15 protein-coding genes are annotated in these 16,420 nt (G+C 42.6%); 7 read left to right on the top strand and 8 right to left on the bottom strand.

Going from position 1 to position 16,420, the window contains the following annotated elements; genetic code table 11:
• Positions 1 to 36: 36 nt before the first annotated feature.
• Both ABXS85_RS16100 and ABXS85_RS16095 read left to right on the top strand, forming a co-directional pair.
• Complete coding sequence (locus ABXS85_RS16100; RefSeq protein ID WP_353667544.1) at positions 37 to 618, top strand: HupE/UreJ family protein; 582 nt, start codon at positions 37 to 39, stop codon at positions 616 to 618.
• 161 nt (positions 619 to 779) lie between these two features.
• On the top strand, positions 780 to 2,972 hold the full coding sequence (locus ABXS85_RS16095; RefSeq protein WP_353667543.1) for an EAL domain-containing protein: 2,193 nt from the start codon (positions 780 to 782) through the stop codon (positions 2,970 to 2,972).
• A gap of 90 nt (positions 2,973 to 3,062) precedes the next feature.
• On the opposite strand, the gene ABXS85_RS16090 is transcribed toward ABXS85_RS16095, so the two are convergent.
• The 4 genes from ABXS85_RS16090 to ectA form a co-directional block, all read right to left on the bottom strand.
• Positions 3,063 to 4,505, bottom strand: coding sequence for an aspartate kinase (locus ABXS85_RS16090; protein ID WP_353667542.1), 1,443 nt, complete (start codon positions 4,503 to 4,505; stop codon positions 3,063 to 3,065).
• Positions 4,506 to 4,640: 135 nt separating this feature from the next.
• On the bottom strand, positions 4,641 to 5,030 hold the full coding sequence (locus tag ABXS85_RS16085; protein WP_353667541.1) for an ectoine synthase: 390 nt from the start codon (positions 5,028 to 5,030) through the stop codon (positions 4,641 to 4,643).
• Positions 5,031 to 5,072: 42 nt separating this feature from the next.
• Positions 5,073 to 6,386: a diaminobutyrate--2-oxoglutarate transaminase gene (gene ectB / locus ABXS85_RS16080; RefSeq protein WP_353667540.1), complete on the bottom strand. Its 1,314-nt coding sequence runs from the start codon at positions 6,384 to 6,386 to the stop codon at positions 5,073 to 5,075.
• A gap of 55 nt (positions 6,387 to 6,441) precedes the next feature.
• A complete protein-coding gene (gene ectA / locus ABXS85_RS16075; RefSeq protein WP_353667539.1) occupies positions 6,442 to 6,942 on the bottom strand; it encodes a diaminobutyrate acetyltransferase in 501 nt (166 codons plus the stop codon).
• A 422-nt stretch (positions 6,943 to 7,364) separates the two neighbouring features.
• On the opposite strand from ectA, the gene ABXS85_RS16070 reads away from it, so the two are divergent.
• Entirely contained in the window at positions 7,365 to 8,723 is a 1,359-nt protein-coding gene (locus ABXS85_RS16070) for a sodium-dependent transporter (protein ID WP_353667538.1), read from the top strand.
• A gap of 73 nt (positions 8,724 to 8,796) precedes the next feature.
• Here ABXS85_RS16070 and ABXS85_RS16065 read toward each other — a convergent pair whose 3' ends face one another.
• Both ABXS85_RS16065 and ABXS85_RS16060 read right to left on the bottom strand, forming a co-directional pair.
• Positions 8,797 to 9,036, bottom strand: a complete 240-nt coding sequence (locus ABXS85_RS16065; protein ID WP_353667537.1) for a DUF2061 domain-containing protein — start codon at positions 9,034 to 9,036, stop codon at positions 8,797 to 8,799.
• A gap of 87 nt (positions 9,037 to 9,123) precedes the next feature.
• Positions 9,124 to 10,074: a MerR family transcriptional regulator gene (locus ABXS85_RS16060; protein ID WP_353667536.1), complete on the bottom strand. Its 951-nt coding sequence runs from the start codon at positions 10,072 to 10,074 to the stop codon at positions 9,124 to 9,126.
• A gap of 169 nt (positions 10,075 to 10,243) precedes the next feature.
• On the opposite strand from ABXS85_RS16060, the gene ABXS85_RS16055 reads away from it, so the two are divergent.
• From ABXS85_RS16055 to ABXS85_RS16040, 4 genes are all read left to right on the top strand, one after another.
• Complete coding sequence (locus tag ABXS85_RS16055; RefSeq protein ID WP_353667535.1) at positions 10,244 to 11,272, top strand: FAD-dependent oxidoreductase; 1,029 nt, start codon at positions 10,244 to 10,246, stop codon at positions 11,270 to 11,272.
• A gap of 11 nt (positions 11,273 to 11,283) precedes the next feature.
• Positions 11,284 to 12,261 (top strand): DUF523 and DUF1722 domain-containing protein, encoded by a 978-nt coding sequence (locus ABXS85_RS16050; protein WP_353667534.1) that lies wholly within the window; start codon positions 11,284 to 11,286, stop codon positions 12,259 to 12,261.
• Positions 12,262 to 12,297: 36 nt separating this feature from the next.
• The gene (gene phrB / locus ABXS85_RS16045; RefSeq protein WP_353667533.1) at positions 12,298 to 13,698 is read left to right on the top strand and encodes a deoxyribodipyrimidine photo-lyase; all 1,401 of its coding nucleotides are present in this window, start codon (positions 12,298 to 12,300) and stop codon (positions 13,696 to 13,698) included.
• A gap of 166 nt (positions 13,699 to 13,864) precedes the next feature.
• A complete protein-coding gene (locus ABXS85_RS16040; protein ID WP_353667532.1) occupies positions 13,865 to 14,347 on the top strand; it encodes a MarR family transcriptional regulator in 483 nt (160 codons plus the stop codon).
• A gap of 138 nt (positions 14,348 to 14,485) precedes the next feature.
• Here ABXS85_RS16040 and dapB read toward each other — a convergent pair whose 3' ends face one another.
• Both dapB and ABXS85_RS16030 read right to left on the bottom strand, forming a co-directional pair.
• A complete protein-coding gene (gene dapB / locus ABXS85_RS16035; RefSeq protein WP_353667531.1) occupies positions 14,486 to 15,286 on the bottom strand; it encodes a 4-hydroxy-tetrahydrodipicolinate reductase in 801 nt (266 codons plus the stop codon).
• Between the two features lie 123 nt (positions 15,287 to 15,409).
• On the bottom strand, positions 15,410 to 16,399 hold the full coding sequence (locus tag ABXS85_RS16030; protein ID WP_353667530.1) for a flagellar motor protein MotB: 990 nt from the start codon (positions 16,397 to 16,399) through the stop codon (positions 15,410 to 15,412).
• Between the last annotated feature and the right edge of the window lie 21 nt (positions 16,400 to 16,420).

Below are 16,420 nucleotides of genomic sequence, written 5' to 3'. Positions count from 1 at the left end.
GCTAACAATCATCATTTACTATTTGGAGAAGACAACATGCGTCAATATACGCTGAAATTTGTACTGGCTATGATGGCCACTTTACCTGCTCTTGCTTTCGCTCATCCAGAGCACGAACACACGAACAGTTTTTTGTCAGGTTTTTCTCATCCATTAGGTGGTCTTGACCACTTGCTCGCTATGGTTGCCGTTGGTATCTGGGCGGTAAGTCTAGGCGGCCGAGCTGTTTGGACGGTACCAACCGCCTTCGTTGCCACTATGTTAATTGGTGGCGGTTTAGCTGTCGCTGGCGTCCAACTCCCCTTTATCGAACAAGGTATCCTTTTATCCGTTGTCTTCATGGGCATCATGCTATTGGCCAGTGTGAGAATGTCTATATCAAGCTGCGCAGCTATTGTTGCAGCTTTTGCATTATTTCATGGTGCGGCGCACGGTTTGGAAATGCCACTTAATGCTAACGGCATTCAATATGCGGCTGGCTTTGCCATAGCGACAGCATTGTTACATGCTACGGGAGTCGCATTTGGCGCTGTTGTTGCCAGCATCCAAGCGCCTATCATCAACAGAATTGCAGGCAGCTTGATTGCTCTAGCAGGTGCTTTCCTAGCTTTTGTTTAATTCTCCTAACCTCACTAAATTAGGTTATTTTTATTAAAAACGGCGATTACCTTTGGTAATCGCCGTTTTTAATAAATACATTAATTAACAAAAAGATGGGTTATTAAAAGAAGGAATTAATAATATGCTGTGAGAAGGTTTGAATTGCAAAGGAAGTTTAATTGAAAGACGCAATCCTCAAGCAACCACTCGCTATAGGTATTGCCGTAATTACCTTCTGTTTGGTTGTACTGTTAGGCGGCTATTGGACTCAGTCCTCTATTAATACTTTTCGTCACCAACAATCCTCCATATTAAATGGCTTATCTCGCTCACAAGCTTCAGCACTAGAACGTCGTTTGGCTTCGGCATTCACCGCTGCGCAAATTTTGTCTTATGAAGTGGAGCTTCATAATGGTCAATACACTTGGTTTGATACTTACGCCAATCGCTTAATGCAATCCATTGGTGGTATTGAAAACATCCAACTTGCACCACAAGGTATCATAAAAAAAATATTTCCATTACAAGGTAATGAAAAGGCCATTGGTCTGGATATCATAAACAATGCCCCCTATCATGAAGCCACGCAAGATTCTATTCTCAGTAAAAAAATGATCGCTATTGGACCCGTACCTTTGGTTCAAGGGGGTATTGCTGTCATTAGTCGCGCGCCCATTTATCTCAACCGAGATACACCAAAAGAGAGCTTTTGGGGCTTTGCTTCAACCCTAGTGTATCTAGACAATTTACTGGAAGCGACACAACTCAAAGAGCTTACAGAAGATGGTTATCAATATGAATTATGGCGTCCTCATAATGATAAAAAAGAACGCATTACCTTATCTTCTTCTCAACAAGCCTTAGGTGACTTGCGCTCTTCCAGCAAAATAGTATTGCCTGTAGGAACTTGGACATTAACCATCAGTCGCAATATTAGCAATGAACTCAGCTCTGTGCGTTCTAATGGCTACCTGATCACAGGATTAGTTGGCCTGCTCTTGTCTAGCGCATTGTATGCTCTTTTAATACAACCTTTGAGGCTTGCCCATCAAGTTCGTGAGAAAACCATAGAACTGCAAGACATGGCTTATCGTGATCCTTTAACAAGCTTACCCAATCGCCGACATTTGCATGATAATTTGCCCAATATCCTTTACAAGAACCAATTACGTAGCCGCATCTCAGCCTTTATCTACTTTGATCTGGATAACTTTAAACGCATAAATGATACCGTTGGTCATGACATTGGCGACCAAGTATTAGTCATTATAGCCAATCGCCTAAACACCTTAAGAGGAATTTCTGATCAGGTAGTCCGCCTTGGCGGAGACGAATTTGGTATTTTGTTGGGTGACGTACAAAGCCAAAAAGCGGTAAGTGAGTTTGCCGACAAAATTTTGCGCACGGTCCGCTCTCCCATTAAATTCAATCACAGGGAATTTACCTTAAGCACCAGCTTAGGTGTCGCTATGATCCCGGAACACGGTTATGACCTAGTCACTATAATGCAAAATGCCGATATGGCTCTATACCACGCCAAACAACAGGGTAAAAACCAATACGCTTTTTATACTGAAAGCATGAAAATCAATACCCACAACACCATAAAGGCAGAAGATGAACTATCTAATGCACTGAAAAATAAAGAGTTTGTATTATTTTATCAACCACAATTTGATCTTAATACGAATCAGGTTGTAGGTGCAGAAGCCTTGATTCGCTGGCAACATCCTGAAAAAGGGCTTATTTTTCCAAACGATTTTGTTCCTCTTGCAGAAAACACGGGGGAGATAGTGGAAATGGGGTATTGGGTCATTGAAACCGCTATCCAATATCTTGCTAGACGAAAACAAGCTGGGCTTCCAGACATTACCATGCACATCAATCTGGCTTCTCAGCAGTTAGCCGACCCGAAGTTTGTCGAACACATAGAAGACTGGCTTAGTGATTACCAAGTCGAGGCCAAATTACTCGGCTTTGAGATCACAGAAACCGATATACTAGAAGATATCGAACTGGCCAAAAGTTTACTCCAACGCCTTAAAAACATGGGTGTCTGCATTGCGATCGACGATTTTGGCACAGGCTATTCATCCTTAGCCCAATTAAAAAACCTGCCTGCAGACTTAGTCAAAATTGATAAAAACTTTGTTCACGAGCTTTTGGACAATGAAGATGACCGCAACATAATAGAAGCTATCATCGCTATGGCGCACAAACTGAATTTGAGCGTCTTGGCAGAAGGTATAGAAACACAAGAGCAATGGCGAATGTTAACAGAATTTCAGTGCGATTACGGGCAAGGATTTTATGTTAGTAAAGCGGTGACAGAAGCTGAATTTAATCGCGCTCCGAGCTTGATTCAGCATTAATTTTCTCTCTCAGAAAAGCTCATGGTCCGACATAAAAAAGGCTCAAATCTCTAGGTATTTGAGCCTTTTTTCATTTACTCTAATCAACAATTAGGATGCCAAACAGATGGCGCTTCCATGGTTGTGAACTTCCACCAAATCTTTATGTAAACTGCAAATGGCTTTTTCGTAATCTTCTTCATCAATCACAAACTGCATATCCACCTGACGCATAGATTGGTGCATCGCCAATACATTTACTTCTTGCTCAGCGATGGCTTTTACTGCTTTCGCCAGCATACCTGTGGTTTTCATATCGCTACCAATCGCTGAGACAATGGCCACTTTGCGCTGCGTGATTTCTGCATCTTCAAATCGTTCACTCAATACCTTCATGACACGTTTCAACGTCTTAAGGTTAATGGCCAAGTAGTGTGTAATGGTGTTGGCATTAATGTCTTTAGCAATAATGTGCGCATTAAACTGATTCAAGACTTTTAAAATCTCGCCATCAAACTGATCAATCTCACCCGCCATATCTTGATCAAATAACTCAACCGCAAACACACCGCGACAACCTGCAATGATCTCAACACAAGGCGCATCACTAACATAATCACCCGTGATCAAGGTACCAGTATGCTCAGGCTCAAAGGTGTTCTTCACACGCAGTGCAATACCACTTTGACGCAAACCTTTAGCCGCTTTTGGATGAATGGCTTCCATCCCCAAGTTTGCTAACTGATCCGCCACATCATAGTTAGTACGACCAATCGGCACAGCATTGGCTTCCCCTACCAAACGTGGGTCGGCACTGCTCAAGTGGAATTCTTTATGAATTACCGCTTCATGGGCTTCAGTGAGCACTGCAATACGGCTGAAAGTCATTTCACTGTAACCACGGTCAAAGGTCGACATCAAGCCTGTTTCACTGTGTGCGTAACCTGTTGCAATCGGCAGTTCTTTATTCAAATCAATTTCTTTAAAAGCATCCACAATTCGCTCGTCTAAAGACATGTGAGAAGGACTGTTCCAACCCGTCAAGTCAACGAACACCGCATTAACTCCATCTCGCTGCAGTAAATGAGCGGTATTCCACGCACTGTGCGCTTCACCGATACTGGCCAGCATTTCGCGAACGGTTGCCAAATGCTCACTAATGGAAAAGTGGCCGTGCTGACAAAGACGATGCAAGTCTTCCAAGCACTCTTGCGCATCCTTTAGACGGCTCCCCAAGAAAGCATCCGCTTTATCGCGTAATTCGCCCGCTGCAAACAATTCGTGATTGATTGCCATCATGGCGTGACGTACTTCTTGCAATGCTGGGAACCAATGGTTTTGCTTGCGCTCTTTGGCAAACAAAGCATAGACACCTGCGTCACCCGTTTTCTTGTGTTCCAATAGTTTGTCTGTAATGCCGCCGTAGGCTGATACCACAAAAATTCGACTGTACAAACTGTCGGTTTGCACTGGCTTAAAAATAATATTATCTCGAACCGAACAGTAGTCACTCATGGACGTACCGCCGATTTTCTCAACTGTATGTTGTCCCATTACCAATCCAATATTTCGTTGGAGCAAAAGCGCCCAAAATTACCAAAGTGAAAAATTGCCGCTATATTGTCATAAGGCTGTAAAAATTTTAAGCACTTTTTACTATCAATTTTGGCTGTCGCCCTACTTTTCTACCTAATCCAATAATTCATATGCCCCTTCTGAGTTATGCACTTCTTTACCTGTGATGGGCGGGTTGAATACACAGGCTAATTGCAACTCTTTAAAAGCGCGCAAAGTATGAGCGTCATGCTGATCCAATACATACACAACACCGGGTTTAATCGCGTATTTTTGTCCCGTTTCACGGCTTTCAACTTCTCCTTCACCAGAGAGGCAATACACAGATTCCAAATGGTTCTGGTAATGCATATCAAAATCTTTGCCTTCATATATAGTGGTGATGTGAAAAGAGAATCCCATTTGATCTTCTTTCAATATCAAGCGCGTGCTTTCCCAGTTACCATCTGGAGAGACAACTCGACGATCTGTTTTTTCACATTCTGCTAAATCACGTGCAAACATACTTACCTCATCTAATAGTTAAAATATGGCGACGCGCGGTTGTTACACCGCGATATCATAGTTTTCATCGAAGTAACTTTTTGCTTCTGGTATATCGTCTTCTTTAGCGCACACTTCACGAATGGCTTTTTCAAGAATATCAATGCCTTCTTTGAGATCCTCGTCACAAATGATCAAAGGACAGAGGAATTTAACGACCTGATCATCAGCACCCGATGTTTCGATCATCAAACCATTCTGGAAACATTTTTTAGTAATCTTACTGGCTAATTTACCACTTACGCAGTTAATACCTCGCATCATACCGCGCCCATGCAAAGTAAAATTTCCTTCGCCAAACTCATCGACTATTTGCTGTGTACGTTGATGTATGTAGTCACCTTTGCGTTGAATTTCTTTTTCAAACGCATCGTCTTTCCAGTAGGTTTCAATGGCTTCTTTGGCGGTAACAAAAGCCAGGTTATTACCACGGAAAGTACCGTTATGTTCACCCGGTTTCCACTCATCTAATTCAGGACGCATCAACACCACAGCAAATGGCAAACCATAGCCACTGAGGGACTTCGACATGGTAACAATGTCAGGCTTAATACCTGCACCTTCAAAACTAAAGAAGGTACCAGTACGACCACATCCAGCCTGAATATCATCCACAATCAATAACACACCATGCTTCTTACAGACGGTTTCTAAATTTTTTAACCAGCTAAAGCTTGCGGCGTTAATACCACCTTCTCCTTGAACTGTTTCGACGATAACCGCGGCTGGAATATCGACGCCACTACTGGAGTCAGAAAATACCTTATCTAAATATTCAGTTGTCTCAATGTCTTCTCCGAGATAGCCGTCAAATGGCACAGTGGAAACACCAGCCCCCAAATTCGTCCCCGCAGCTCCTCGATGATGAGAATTACCTGTCACAGATAAAGCACCTAAACTGCAACCGTGAAAACCATTGGTAAAACTTACAATGTTTTCACGGCCTGTCACATTACGCGCCAACTTCAATGCCGCCTCTACTGCATTAGTACCTGTTGGTCCGGTAAATTGCATGACATATTCCAAACCTCTTGGCTCCAAAATGTATTTTTTGAAACTCTCAAGAAATTCTCCCTTAGCCTTGGTATGCATGTCCAAACCATGAGTGATGCCATCGTCCATAATGTATTGCACGAGTTTTTTCTTGAATACAGGGTGATTGTGGCCATAATTCAACGTACCTGCTCCCGCTAAGAAATCCAGATATTTATTGCCGTCTTCATCAAACAAGTGTGCACCTTGTGCACGGTGAAAAACGCGTGGAAAAGAGCGTGCATAAGACTGTACTTCGGATTCAATCTCATCAAAAATTTTCATGGTAAACCTTCCTTATCTAGTAAATGGTAAAAAAAATACGTTACTCTGACTCTACTCAGCGACTGATTGGGACAATTTCAACTAAATACTCAGTATCGTGCTGACTGTTAAAATGCCTTTGTTGATCAAACTGAATGGATTCATTTATCTCTGCTTTTAAAGTCTTTGCCAAACTGCGAAACAAAGCCCAAGAAGCTTGATTATTCTTAGTAATGGTGGTGTGTAGGCGTTTGACCTGAGCGCATTGCTCGCGAGCCAACAGATTCATGATCATTTTTTTCGCCAGTCCCTCACCGCGAGCGGATGCACTAACAGCCACTTGCCAAATAAACAAAGTACTCTTGTCACCCGGCAACAAATAACCCGATACAAAGCCAATCAGGCCCTGACTATTCGGTCGCTTGGCTAGGACACAGGTGTCGGCAAAGTGGCTGGTCTGTAACAGATTGCAGTACATAGAATTGATATCTAAAGGAGGGCAATTTTCAATCAAAGAAAACACACTTGCACCATCTTCAGGCAAAGGCTGTTTGAACACAATATTATTAACTGACACTTATCACTCCAATTTTATTTGTACTCAAACCTTTTATATGGACAATTCATCTTTCAAAGTTAAAGAATCACAAATAAAGGCCAAAATAAAAGAACCAATTAAAATTAATTTGATGTCTAAACATTATACATAGAAACATTTATTCGTCCAGAAAATATTTAGAACACTAATTATATTTGCTTATAAAGCCACACACTGTTCGCACAAAATGAAGTCATAAATGATCGTTTGATCAAAAAAAGGGCATTATCTGTTGCATATGGTGACTAAAATTTGGAAAATCCGCCCCCTAATCGAAGATGAGAAAATTTTATCGCTCGACTTTTATCAGTGAATCTCGTTTTGCCTTGCTCCAATAAGGTCAATACATCAACACTCTTCCTTCGATAAGCAAAATACGTTTTAACAAAATAGAGATAACTATGAATAATAAGACATCAATCCAAGGCTCTTGGGCTAGCCGTTGGATTTTCATTCTAGCGGCGACAGGCTCAGCGGTGGGTCTAGGTAATATCTGGAAATTTCCTTACATCACAGGTGAGAATGGAGGTGGTGCATTTGTATTAGTTTACCTAGCCTGCATTCTATTAGTGGGTATCCCAATCATGATGGCAGAAGTTTTCATCGGCCGTCGTGCACGTAAAAACCCAATTAACGCACTGACAGACGTAGCTGCAGAATCAGCCGGCTCTAAATCTTGGAGCATCATTGGTATGATGGGCATGCTATCTGGCGTGTTGATTTTTTCTTTCTATTCTGTCGTTGGCGGATGGGTACTGCATTACATCAAAATCATGCTAACGGGCGAAATGCTCGACATTACCTCAGACCAAGCAGGTGCGGCATTTGGTGGTTTGCTTGAAGACCCAACAACTTTACTATTATGGCACACCCTGTTTAGCATCATGACAGTGGCTGTAGTGGCTGCAGGTGTCAACAAAGGTATTGAAACAGTAACTCGCGTTATGATGCCTGCTCTATTTGTTTTACTGCTTATCCTCTTAGGTTACGCAACGACAACAGGCAGCTTCGGTGACGGTTGGAATTTCATGTTCCACTTCAATTTCAGTGCATTAACATGGAATTCAGCTCTGATCGCTCTAGGTCATTCGTTTTTTACCTTATCCCTAGGTATGGGAACCATCATGGCATATGGTTCTTATATGACTAAACAAGCGTCTATTGGTAAAACCGTATTGACCATAGGTGCTTTGGATACTTTGGTCGCATTAATCGCAGGTCTTGCGATCTTTCCAATCATCTTCTCAAATAACATGGATCCAGGTTCGGGCCCAGGCTTAATGTTCATTTCTTTGCCTGTTGCTTTCGGTCAAATGCCATTTGGTCAGTTGTTCGGTACTTTATTCTTCGTGCTGGTTGGAGTTGCTGCTTGGACATCCGCTATCTCGCTGCTAGAACCAACTGTGGCTTTCTTGGTAGAGAAGTTCAAATTAAGCCGACTAATCGCGTCTATCGGTTTAGGCATTCTTGTTTGGGCTTTGGGCATTGCATGCCTAGGTTCATTCAACTTCATGTCTGAAGTTACTTTCTTCGGTAAAAACACGTTCGATTTCTTAGATTACATTACAGCTAACATCATGCTGCCACTTGGTGGTATCTTGATTTCACTGTTTGCTGGTTGGGTAGTAAAAGATAAGTTCGCTCAAGAAGAACTGCAATTATCATCAGGCATTTACAAGCTATGGAACCTCTCAATGAAGTTCACAGCACCTGTCGCCGTTGCCCTTGTGCTGTATTTCTTAATCAATCCACTTAGTTAATCAACCAAAGACTTGGTAAAAAAATGCCGCTTATCTTAATTGATAGCGGCATTTTATACTTTATCATTGATATTCATATTGAGCGCAACGCATAGCTTTCACTGGCATTTTGTATGGATTGCTTAAAGTCTGCAGCCGTCTTGGACTGGGACAGCTTCGTCCAAACCATTTCATGAAAATAAAAAGCCACTGTGTTTATAGCTGGCTCCACCACGGCAACCAAGCCACCCACTAAAAAGCTTCCAGTAATGAGATACGCCACAGTAAAGGCGATCGAAAAATGCATCACAGCAAATGTAATAGTTTTAGCCATAAAAATCCCTCCTCTCTAATCTAATTTTTATATTAGAAGGAGGAATAAAATTATTGAAATTTATTAATTAAATTGCTTTGATAGTTTTTATTGTATTAAAGATAAGCAAGTTTGCACGCCATCCCAAACCTCTGAAACCACTTTAACGCGCTCTACTTGTTTGCTATCTCGCGTTGCCAGCCAAAATCCAGCCCCTAATGCCACCGTATGTTGCTGCCAAGCAGCCATTTCCACCATCAAGTCTTCAGCTCGGCTGGATAAATCATTTTCGCAAAAAGCCAGTATGGTATTTGCTTCTAAGCTCTCCACCAATGATGACCACTCAAACGTATTAGCACAGGACATCACCACTTGACATCGCACACCTTTATCCAGAAATATGGCCGCAGCCAAATACCCCCAAAGCAGCTTTTGATTACTTAAACCAAGTATCAAAACACTCTTCTGAGCCTTTTTTTGCTGCCCCTTCAGATTGCTAACTCGATCCAGTAAACAAGCGGTCAAAACCGCTTCCACAAAGGATAAGGATGCGCCTTTATTCATTCTTTCTAAGGAAGGCAAAAGCCAATCACGAATAGCAATATCAGCCGGATATTGAGAAAAAACTTGCCGATATAATTGCTCTATCTTGGTTTCATTCATCATTTGTGCCGCTTGAATAAGCTGAATTCTGAACTCTTGCCATTCGCTGTCTGATGAAAGAATCGGAGCAATAGAATCTTCTTCATTACCTTGATCCAGCAAAGCTCGCACCTTACTAACCGCTACTCCTTGCTGAATCCATTTCAGAATGGCTTCAACTCTTACTATGTGGCTGTGGTCGTAAAGGCGATGACCTTTCGTGGTCCGTTTCGGTTTCAACAAGCCATAGCGGCGCTCCCAAGCACGCAAGGTCACTGAATTCACCCCAGTTTGTTGAGATAACTCTCGAATAGGAAATAAACCGCTTGCTGCTGCCTCTGTTAACTTATTGTCTTGCAGTTTCTTTTCGGAAGGTTTTCCATCTGCTTCATTCATTTCAATGTCTACGGGTCTCATACTCATTCTTTCTATTGGGAAGGCCACTCATCAAAGGCAAACTTTTCATACTGGTCTAAACTTAAAACACCAACAAAAACTATACAATTTTTTTTTTGTATAAGTTTATTGATTTTCTTGTACAAAAAAATATATTGTATAAGAAAATATTTTGCAGAGGCAAAAAAGCATGAATACATCAGCCACTCAACCGCCAGAACTTAAGCAATATGATGTCGCCATTATTGGCGCGGGTTTAGCAGGCAGCTTGTGCGCTGAACAATTAACCAAAGCTGGCTTATCCGTTTGCGTGTTAGACAAAAGTAGAGGCTCTGGTGGACGAGCAGGCAGTAAACGCATTAATGATACAGATAGCTGCGAATTAGGGACGCCCTTTATTCTCGCTAGCCAAGCTTCTACACAAAAACTTTTTGAGCAATTAAATAAACAAAATCTAGCAAGCCCTTGGCAACAAGCCAGCACAAAAGAGTCAATCGCCTACGTTGGTACACCCAAAATGAGTAGCATTACACGTCATTGGTTACACTATGCTCACCTTATCACCAATACCAAAGTTCATCAGTTAGATAGGATCAATAAAAATGGTGAACTTTGCTGGCTACTTCGCGATGATAAATACCAAAGTTGCGTATTAGCAACGAATCTCATTATTGCCACACCAGCTCATCAGGCCGCCATGTTACTCGCTACTCATGCTGACCTAGCCGTGTTGCTATTACGTGCTAATCAGGCGTGTAAGGGCTATTTTTCTCAATGGGCCATGTGGTTGGAAACGCAAGCAAGTGATTTAAAGGCATTAGTAGAACCCAAAAAATCTTTTATCCAACGTATGATCAAGGACAACCATAAGCCAGCTCGTAACGTTCAGGATCATGATCGTTGGGTCATTCAAACTTCAGCCGATTGGACGGCTGAACACCTTGATCAAGATAAGGAGTGGATTGCTCAGCAAATTTGTAAAGAGTTTGCGGAACATACGGAACAAAGAATTCTAAAACGTGGCGAACCACATCGCTGGTTCTTTAGTCGTTATGTTGAAAACCGTGGTAATAAAACCTTTGCTTGGTCACCAGAAAATCAGGTGGGTCTTGCTGGAGACTGGCTTTGTCAGGGAGACGCAGAAGGTGCACTCATCAGTGCCCTCACTTTAACAGATTGGATCATTGAAAACTCAAAAAGCCAAAACAGCACGCTTTAAGGAGAGTTAATATGTCTCATTCAGTCACTCATTCAACCCAAGATCAAAAAATACCAGTTGGTATCAGTGCTTGCTTACTAGGCGACAATGTTCGCTTTAATGGTGGCCACAGTCGCTCCTATTACTGCGACCAAGTGCTGGGAGAATATTTTGACTACCAAACCTTCTGTCCAGAAGTGGCTGCTGGGTTTGGCACTCCGCGTCCAACCGTTCGTTTAGAAGGCGATCCAAATCATCCAACCATGACCTTTACCAAAGACATGAGTGAGGATCTAACAGATCGCTTTGTAAAAGGCAGCGCCGATTATCTTGATAAATTGTCTCATTTAGACGGTTACATAGTGATGAAAAACTCACCTAGCTGTGGAATGGAGCGTATCAAGGTGTACCAAGAAAATGGCCACCCTCACATGCAGCGCAGCGCTGGCTTATTTACCAAGGCTTTAATGGAAAAATACCCATTATTACCCGTGGAGGAAGATGGACGTTTGAATGACGCGCATTTACGAGAAAACTTCTTGCTGCGCGTATTTACCCATCATGACTTCCGACAAAGTGTACCTGAGCATCCAAGCCTACATGATTTGATTGCCTTTCACAGTCGTTATAAATACATGGTGATGGCGCACTCTCAACCCGTTTATCGCGAATTAGGCCGATTATTATCGGGCAATGATCCTAGGCCAATAAACGAACTAAGAGAGATATATTTTACCAAGCTCATGACTTGCCTTTCTAAACCTGCAAAACGCAAAAACCATTGCAATGTTTTAATGCACCTAGTGGGCTATTTAAAACACAGTGTGGATGTATCGGTTCGCAAAGACATTCTTGATGTTGTAGAGCAATATCGTCGTGGCGAAGTGAATTTAGCAACGCCAATTGCCTTATTGCACCACTATTTGAAGCATCACGGCAGCGAATACATTAGAAAGCAAAGCTATTTAACACCTTACCCAAGCCCTTTGGGCATTCGAAATACCGTATAACTTTGCCTATTCTGTACAAGAGGAACGCACCCCAGTATGAAGATAGAACATCTTGTTTGGCTTAGAAACGACCTGAGAGTATTAGATAACCCAGCCCTTTACCACGCATCCTTACAAGGCAATGTCGCTGTATTGTTCACCCTTACCCAAGCACAATGGCAAAAACATAATGAATCGGATGCCAAAACGGGTTTGCGTCTAGGTTTAATGGAAAACCTAGCAACAAAATTGGCACAACTGGGGATACCCGTACATTTTATTGTTGTGGACTACTTTACCGAGTTGGCTGAAGAGATTAGCAAGCTTTGTAAACAACTCGGCGTACAAGGCTTTTGGTTTAACCAAGAACTCGCCCTAGACGAAGCCAATAGAGACAAAAGCGTACAACAAGCATTAGTTAAACATAACATTACTTGTTATCCACAAATGGCAGATCTCATTGTGGCACAAGCGGTCTTGAGTCAGCAAAACACTCCCTTTAAAGTCTTTACACCCTTTTTTAAACGTTGGTTAAGCCTCTTATCTCAACAATCCCCAACGCCTTTGCCAGCCCCCACACAGCAGGGTAATGCGTTATCAGTCAAGCCTATACCAAAGCTTGCAAATTACACCTTTCGAGATGACCTATGGCCTGCAGACCTAACCATTGCCCAACAAAAACTCTGGCAATTCTGTCATCATAAAGAGCGGCATTATGATAAGGAGCGTGACTTTCCAGCCTTACCTGCTACCAGCACATTGTCACCTTATCTTGCCTTAGGTGCGCTCGGACCAAGACAATGCCTGGAAGCCATACATCATATCTGTGGTCGTGAAGATAGAGCATGGCAAGACAGCACTTGGTTAAAAGAGCTAGCTTGGCGAGACTTCTACAGACAACTCATGCACCACTTTCCAAATCTTAATAAGGGCTTGCCATTCAAACCAGAAACCAGCGCCTTAATTTGGCAAGATGATGATCAATCGTTTCAAGCTTGGTGTCAGGGCAATACTGGTTTCCCTATTGTTGACGCAGCAATGCGTCAACTCAATCAAACAGGATGGATGCACAATCGATTGCGCATGATCACCGCCAGCTTCTTCTGCAAATTACTCTTTGCGGATTGGCGTAAGGGCGAAGCCTATTTTATGCGTCAGCTTATTGATGGAGAATTTGCTGCCAATAATGGCGGTTGGCAATGGAGCGCCTCTACAGGTTGTGACGCTGCCCCCTATTTTCGCGTCTTCAATCCAACAAGACAGTCAGAGAGCTATGATAAAAATGGCGATTTTATTCGTCGCTTTGTACCAGAGCTGGCCAAGTTGGACAGCAAGTCTATCCACAACCCAAACTCACAACAAAGAAAAGACTGTCATTATCCAACACCAATCATTGACTATAAGCCCGCTCGATTGGCGGCTATTGCGGCCTTTGATAACCTAAAAGAACGTGCCTAGCCCTTGCTCAAACATGGTTAATCAAGAGAATCTAACACCGTTCCATCATACTCTTTCGATTTTTTAACCTAACTTCTATACTTTGAGCTGTAATAATTTTAAACTCGGCTTTCATAGACGTTATGAAACCTCTATAATCCGCTTTTTTTTTGGACCCGAAATTATTATGTCAACACCACAACACCTACATGATGTTCTCGTTCATCTAAGACGCATTATTCGCGCAACAGATTTACAATCTAAGCGTGTCGTTAAAGCCTGTGGATTGACGATACCTCAAATCATGGTATTGCGCTCAATTGAGGAGCTAGGTGACGTGACAGTTCGTCGTATTTCTGACAGCGTTTCTCTCAGCCAAGCCACAGTGACTACCATCTTAAATAGATTGGAAGACCGTAAATACGTTGAACGCGTTCGAGCCCAAAAGGACAAACGTATTGTTAATGCACGTTTAACCAATCTCGGTAAAGAAGTATTGGAAACCACTCCGCCTTTATTGCATGAAAAATTCATCAATGAATTTGACGCTTTGGAAGGATGGGAACAAACCCAAGTGTTGTCTTCTTTACAGCGCATTGCCATGATGATGGATGCAGAATCTCTTGATGCCGCTCCTTTATTGGACATCAATGCACCGGATTTACAATAAACCTATTGCCCACTTAGAGACTTAAAATCTTAGTCATCTAAATTTTTTGAATCTTAATAAAAAATGGCCACCTTAGATTAAGGTGGCCATTTTTTCACTATAAAGAAATCCTTACTTTAAGACCAAGCAATGATCAAACTATTTCAAGTTCAATACATCTTGCATATCATACAGGCCAGCGTTTTTACCTTCTAACCAATGCGCTGCGCGTACTGCGCCTTTAGCAAAGGTCATACGACTACTGGCCTTATGAACGATTTCAATACGCTCACCTTCCGTCGCGAACCACACACTGTGTTCACCGACCACATCACCTGCACGTATGGTTTCAAAGCCAATTTCTTGCTGAGTACGAGGCCCTATTTGACCTTCACGACCGTACACAGCGCACTCTTTCAAATCACGGCCCAACGCATCTGCTACCACCTCTCCCATGCGTAACGCAGTACCTGAAGGAGAATCAACCTTATGACGATGATGCGCTTCAACGATTTCCACATCGTAATCATCTCCCAAGATTTGTGCGGCGGTAGCAAGCAGTTTCAACGTCAGGTTCACCCCCACGCTCATGTTAGGCGCAAACACCACTGGCGACTGCTTGGCAAAACCTTCTAGGGCGGCTTTTTCATCATCCGTCAAACCCGTTGTGCCCACCACAATGGCTTTTTGATGTTGCGCACAGAAAGCGGCATTTTCCAATGTTAAAGCGGGCGTGGTGAAATCGATCAAGACATCAAAATCATTCACACAATCAGCCAAACTGGCAACCGCAGCTACGCCTAATTTTCCAATACCTGCAATTTCACCCGCGTCTGCACCAATTAAGCTACTGCCTGGTTTCAATACAGCTGCGCCAAGTGACACGCCTTGCGTATCAGACACTGCCGTGACCAAATTTTTTCCCATGCGTCCAGACGCACCAATTACTGCTACTCGCATTTACCCTATCCTCAAAATTCATTGCGCAAACCATAGCAAAAAAACCTGAAAAACTCAGCCTTTCTAATGGCTAAAAAACATAAAAAAGGGAGCGAATGCTCCCCTTTGTCGACTTTATGTTTATTAGAAAATTTCATCCGGTGTTAGGTCGTCCAACATAGACTGATCAAACTCGATTACCCCATCAGAAGGAATGTCATCTATAGAATCACGTACCGGAGGACGCACATCATTTTGTTTAATCACAATTTCTACACGACGATTAGTTGCTCGGTTTGCCGCACTGTCGTTCGGCACCAAAGGTCTAGTATCCGCAAATCCCGTTACTGAAAAACGATTTTGACTTAATTGTCCAGTGGAGAATAACTCTTCCGCAACAGAGATAGCACGCTCCGCTGAAAGCTGCCAATTGGAACGAAACTGACGACTTTGAATCGGTAAGTTGTCAGTATGACCCTCAACCGAAATAGTCCCTTGAATACCAACCAAAACATCACGAATCAAATCAATAACGGGAATAAAGTCGTAATTCAGTTCCGCTGACCCAGAGTCAAACGACCCTTGATCTTTAATACGTATGGTAATGGTCTCTTCTTTGGTCTCTATTTCCACCGTTCCTTTCGATATTTCTTCACGTAACACTGAGGCTATCTGTTGCGCGTCCCCCTCAGTCTCTTGAATTTTCTGCTCACGCTCAATATCCGCTCTTGATTTATCTACAAAGGTAACAGGCGCAGGTTGGCCAGAATCTTCTCGCTGATTGAGTTCCGCCGTATCAGGTTTACACAAGACTTCTAAAGTATTTTCCGGCCTGGAATCAACTTTTTGCCTCACTTCATTAATGGGCGTAGGTTCCGGGGTTGCTGGACTGAATTCTTGTGCAATGACTGAGGTCCCCATTGGAATAGCGTCGGCTCTAATCTCTCGTTGCACACCAAAAGCCATTTTCAATGACCCTGCGATTTGTTTGAACTTAATGACATCCATTTCTGAGAACGAAAGCAATAGCACAAAGAAACACATTAACAACGCCATTAAGTCAGCAAAAGTGCCCATGTAGGCAGGAAGGCCTTCTTCACATTCAGGACAATCTTGTTGTTCTTCATCACTCATGGTGGAATCCATTTACTTCTT

This window comes from Marinomonas sp. THO17 (assembly GCF_040436405.1).
In the GTDB taxonomy this organism is placed as follows: domain Bacteria; phylum Pseudomonadota; class Gammaproteobacteria; order Pseudomonadales; family Marinomonadaceae; genus Marinomonas.
This window is presented reverse-complemented; position numbering and strand designations above follow the sequence as displayed.